Annotated in this window: 4 protein-coding genes; all 4 read right to left on the minus strand. The window is 49.1% G+C overall.

Translation table 11 applies throughout. From position 1 onward, the window contains the following. Window positions 1–145: 145 nt before the first annotated feature. Window positions 146–826 carry a YoaK family protein gene (locus FC99_RS03620; RefSeq protein ID WP_048733153.1) on the minus strand — a complete coding sequence of 227 codons (681 nt, stop codon included), beginning with the start codon at window positions 824–826 and terminating at the stop codon, window positions 146–148. Between the two features lie 127 nt (window positions 827–953). After that, window positions 954–1,886 carry a pyrimidine-specific ribonucleoside hydrolase RihA gene (gene rihA / locus FC99_RS03625; protein ID WP_048733152.1) on the minus strand — a complete coding sequence of 311 codons (933 nt, stop codon included), beginning with the start codon at window positions 1,884–1,886 and terminating at the stop codon, window positions 954–956. A gap of 346 nt (window positions 1,887–2,232) precedes the next feature. After that, the gene (locus tag FC99_RS03630) at window positions 2,233–3,933 is read right to left on the minus strand and encodes an aryl-sulfate sulfotransferase (protein WP_156166902.1); all 1,701 of its coding nucleotides are present in this window, start codon (window positions 3,931–3,933) and stop codon (window positions 2,233–2,235) included. Window positions 3,934–4,386: 453 nt separating this feature from the next. Continuing rightward, window positions 4,387–5,537 (minus strand): enolase C-terminal domain-like protein (locus FC99_RS03635; RefSeq protein ID WP_056986465.1); only part of this gene is annotated, 1,151 nt, incomplete at its 5' end.

Genomic DNA, 5,537 nt, shown 5'->3' on the forward strand with positions numbered 1-5,537 from the left:
ACGGTGGTGTGAGAGGTCGGTAGCCGAAATAATCGGCTACCTCCTACTCGATCGCACGTTTTGACTATGTATAATCGGAGCACAAGAAGGGTCTGAGACGATTTTGTCTCAGACCCTTCTTCTAGAATAAGTTATCAATCCTTGCTCAGTGCTTCCACCGTCGCTGTTGGGTTTGCTGACGAAGCCAAACAATCAATGCGACTAGAATGATCATTGGAATCACGACGGTAAAGCCTCGTAACGTTTTAGATAATAGGCCCACGATAGCGGCCCCCAACGCGAAGCTACCCATGACGGTCAAAGTATCGGTCGCCTTGGTGCGGGCGGCCTGATCACGGTAGCGAACGCCATCAAAGAGGGATTCGGCGATTGTCCGGAAATTTCCGGTCATCATGAGTGGCGTGAAGGGGGTCCCTTTTAATTTACGAAAACCCTGAAGTTCTGCGGCAGCCGTTAGGGATAGGAGCGCTGTAATGGCAATGTCGGGTAGGATGTTGGTCGTGATGGCCACGCAGACCAATAGGACCAGTTCAATCCAAAGGACTGTGGCCTGCAGATTGCCGCGTTTCTTTTCTAGAAAATGTTGAAGACCACGAATGAGCATGGTCCCCACCATAAAGGCAATCATTGCCGTTAAGTAGCGACCGACGACGGCCACTTGTAATTTTCCTAAGTTGATTCCCAAGAGAATCAGGTTCCCCGTTTGTAAGCCGGCAAAGACTTCACCGTGTTCCAGATAGGAGTAGGCGTCTAGGGCACCGGCCACCATAGTTAGTCCACTACCGAACAAAAGTTGTTCGTGGGCGGGATAAGCTTGCTGTCTCAATCTTGTTCACCTCGGCGACATATTTTGTCCATTCAGTATAGCGTAGTTTATATTGTGGGGAAGCATGTGACTAAAAAAGCGTCACCACTGAGCGGGGTTAACCGTAGTGGTGACGCAGTTTCTAGCGTTAATTAAATGTCTTTAAAGAATCCATGATCAGTTGAATAAAGGCTGGCCGGTCGATATCGAGGAGGACATCAGTATTCTTCGGTTTGCCGGTGAGTTCGTAATAGTCGCAGACGGTTTCGCCACGAACCAGTTCACCCTGCGTTTCCACGTCAACGTTCATCAGGTCGCTCTTGAACATTTCGGGGTGCAGAAGCCAGGCGATTGTACAAGGATCGTGGAGTGGTGCGCCTTGGAAGCCCCATTTGGGATTTTCATGGTACAGCTCAAAGAAGTTCAGTAGGCCATAGAAGGCGTGGGCGACGGGATTATCGATTTGACCGATGGCTTCGATCTCTGGCTTCAGAATCTGGGCCTTGTGGGTCACGTTCAATGGGGCCATCGTCAGCGGAATGCCAGCGTTCATCACGATTTTGGCGGCCTCGGGGTCGACGTAGATGTTGAATTCGACCGATGGTGTCCAGTTGCCTAGCCCCATAGCACCGCCCATGTAGACGATGCGGTCGATCTTGGCCTTGAGCTCGGGATAGACACGCAGAAAAAGGGCGGCATTGGTCATGGGGCCGGTGACGACCAGCGTGACGGGATCGATGCTTTCGCGTAGCGTCTTGGCGATGAGCTCGATGGCAGTCATGTCCTGTACGGCAAAATCAGGGTCGGGGAGTTCGGCGCCGTCGAGACCAGACTTACCATGAACGTTGCCAGCCGTTTCAAGCGGTTTGAGCAGTGGTGTCCGGTTCCCACCGGCGACAGGAATCTCTTGGTGGTGCATCAGCGTTAGCAGGCGCATGGCATTGTTCAGCGTCTTCTCCGGGGTCTGGTTGCCGGCCGAGGTAGTCACCGCGAGCAGATCAATTTCGGGGTTGGCCAGTGCCAGCATCAACGCAATGGCGTCGTCGTGGCCGGGATCGCAGTCTAAAATAATTTTTTTCATGTCAAACACTCCTCTGGAATGGGTTGGGTCAACGTTTTATTAGTCGATGAACCAGCTAATTTGTAGTTAAAACGTCAACCTACTGAGTCTAGTTTACCTGAAAATGGTAGCGCTTACCAATCGAGACAAAAAAATGGAGTCCAGCTCAGAAAGAAGAGTTGGACCCCGTGACTACGGTCTTATAGGGTTAAGTGTGATGTAGCTGCGTGCTCAACGAGAAACTACAGTCCAGTCGTGAACGTAACGAAGTCGGATGAGGCCAGGGTGTTGCCAACTAAGGCCCATTCTTAGGCCTCATAGCAGGCGAAGTCTTGGCAACCACAGGTGAAGCGGCGGTTAATATCTCTTATTTCGTTGCGTCAAAGACGTAGCTAGATGAATAGAACGGCACCCGGTATGCCCGGTAAGCGTAGGCTTTGGCCGCGGCGTTCTTCATGGTCGCGTTGAAGACCTGCTCGCCGCTCTTGGTCACTTCGATGATGTTACTCTGTTGCCCACCGGCCTTGAAGCCAAAGTCGATCAGGACATTACCGTTGCTCTGTTGTTCGGCGTAACCGATAACGCTGGTGAAGTTGGCCTTACCTAAGGTTTTCCCGTAGGACCAAGTTGATTTGATTGTCATATTCTTGGCATCAACGTGGTACTTGACGGCCTGTGAGTACTTACCAGAGGTAGTCTTATCGCCGTTGGTGACGTTGATGTTGTTGTCGTAAAGAATGAAATCTTCGCTATTAGCGGAATTCTTGCCGCCGTTGTTCAGGAGGTATAGGCCGTGTTGTCCACCGGTCGTGATGGTGCCCTTAGTGGGTGTCAACACGTACTTACGGTAAACCTTAGGCCAACTAGACTTCTTCTTGCCACTGTAGAGCCATTTGATGTGGTTGGTTTTGTAATCTAATTTCAACGTTAAATCCTGATTCCGGTTGGAGAGGACGATGGAGTTGTCGTTCTTGTCGTAGTCCACGGCGTTGTTGTGTAGCCAGTCGACCTTACCATCGGACCCCTTTTCGTACTTGTCCCACATAGACTTCGGCAGAATCTTCTTCATGTCGATGACCTTCACGATTTTTCCGGTCTTGTGAGAAACTTCGATCAACGTGTCTTCCTTGTACTTTGAACCGTCGGAAACGGTCGCTAACAGGTTGTGGTTGGGAAGTTCGACCAGGTCATGATGGATAACGGTCGTTTCGACCCCACCATCGGTACTACTGGTCTTGTTAGCAAAGCCGTATTCCTTGTAGACGCGGCCCAGGTAGTCGGTTTCAATTAAATCGTTATAAACATCGGAGTCAACATTTTTCTTTGAAAGAATCATGATGTGACCGTTCGACCATTGTTCGATGGTGTGTTGAGAATAGTTCGTGTCATACCACCGAGCGGCACCGTCTGCGTCAATGGCAAATGGTTGTTTCGTGGTTCGGTTGACGATGGTCAATTTATTTTTGCCGATATCCATCTGGGACTTCTTAACGTTTTTAGTGGTGATGGTGGCGTCCTTGATGTATTTTGGCAGGGCGCTGGTCTTCATGGTCAGTGTCTGTGTGGTCGTCTTGCCGTCCTTAGTGGTGGCGGTGATCTTCACCTGGTTGCTGTAGTCGGCGTACAGGCCAACGACGGGAACTTGGTGCGTCTTGGTGTAGCCGCCGTTGACCGTGTTGGTAATGGACGTTTTGTCGGTTTTGCCGACGACGGTGTAGGTGATCTTCACTGCGTCACTGGTCTTGAAGATAACCAGCGCGGATAGCGGAGAGGACTTGTACGGGTTGATTTTGACGTATGGCTCGCTCAGGGTGTAGTTGTCGTTTTGTGCAGCAGATTTGTAGGTTGCTGTCAAACTCTTCTGAGCGTCTTGCCGCGTCGTGATGATCTTGGTGTCCAGATTTTTCTTGATCTGGGCGGTGCTTAGCGCGACCTTGTTGTTCTTGATCTTGTAACTTGAGGATGACGCGTTACTCGATGAACAACCAGCGAGGCCAACCGTCAGAATTGCCAGGGAGGCTACGGCAAGCGTAACCAACCGGGGGTGTTTGAATTGCAAATGAGCCATCTCCTTCAAAAAATAGTAAAAAAGGGGGCACTGGTTCCTAAGTCCCAGTACGCCCCAAAAGTATGTAACAGCTACAATATACACTTTGTATAAATTAGTTATGTTAACAAAGTTCGATATTTTAACGAAAAAAATGTGATGAAATTGTGAAAGTAGGGAATGCAATGATAAGTTGGAGGTTATTTTCACTCAACCAATCTGACAGAAGTTGGAATAGTGTCTGACGTTATGATTACCGATGAGTCGGTCTTACTTGCCGATTTTTACGGTAGGATAATTAGTCATTAGATACCTTAAGATTACTAGATTTTGCACAAGTGGCATAACTAGTCGAATAGATTGATGAAGCTACTCAGATAGTTATAACGTTCTTCCAAATGGATTAGATGACGACGGAAAATAAAAAAACGTCCCAACCACAGCGGGTAGTTGAGACGTTCTTGATATTGAGCTTTAGTGCAATAATGTTGGTGTTTTTGGGTCGAAAGTCCAGTCTGGAATCAAATACTGCATAGCCTTAGCGTCGTCGCGACCATGGAAACTCAGCTTTTCGTAGAGTTCGTGAGCAGCGGCTAACTTGGCATCGTTGATATCGATACCTAAACCAGGACGTTTTGGAATAGCAATTTCGCCGTTTCTAATGTTCAAGGCGTTATCGCATAATTGTTGGCCATCTTGCCAAACAAAGTGGGTATCAATTGGTGTGATATCGCCAGGAGCGGCTGCGGCGACTTGTGCGTACAATGCTAACGTAATGTCAAAGTGGTTGTTGGAGTGAGATCCCCAGGTTAATCCCCAGTCATTTAAGATGCTAGCGACTCGCAGACTACCTTCAATTCCCCAGAAATGAGGGTCGGCTAGGACAATGTCGACGGACTTCATGAGAAGGGTTGGATAGAGCTGTTTCCAGTCGGTGGCAATCATGTTAGTGGCCACCGGTTTGTGTGTCGCGTTTTGATAGAAACTGAGTACTTCACGTCCAGAGAAACCATTTTCTGGCCCACATGGGTCTTCGGCGTAGGTTAAGGCATCGCCATATTCCTTGGTAAGTTTAACAGCTTCGTCGAGCGTCCAAGCGCCGTTTGGATCTAGGTTAATTCGAGCATCAGGGAAGGCTTCGTGTAAGGCCTTAACCGCCTTCATTTCTTCAGCGCCATCTAGGACTCCACCCTTGAGCTTGAAACAACGGAACCCATAACGTTCTTTCATGGCTTTGGCCTGTTCGACGATACCGTCGACGGTCAGTGTTGGTTTCCGCCGCAGCTTTCCCCAAGCATCGGAATTATCGTCATTTTGAATGTACGGCAAGTCCGTTTTGGTGTAGTCCCCAATATAGAAGAGGTAGCCTAGCATTTCTACGGCATCACGTTGACGGCCGGAACCGATGACATCGCACATTGGAAGATTGACGAATTTACCGTACAAATCAAGTAATGCGCATTCCACGGCGGCCTCCGCGTGGACAACGTATTGGAGGTTACTGATATTTAATTGTTGGATACCAGCTCCCTTGTCGGCGTCGGGGTGAGCGACCTGTCGCTTCATATCATTAGTGCCTTTAGGCCCAGTTGAGCACGCTAAAGCGTGCGAAACAAAAAACCACC

The organism is Levilactobacillus koreensis JCM 16448, from assembly GCF_001435525.1.
GTDB classification, from domain to species: Bacteria; Bacillota; Bacilli; order Lactobacillales; family Lactobacillaceae; genus Levilactobacillus; species Levilactobacillus koreensis.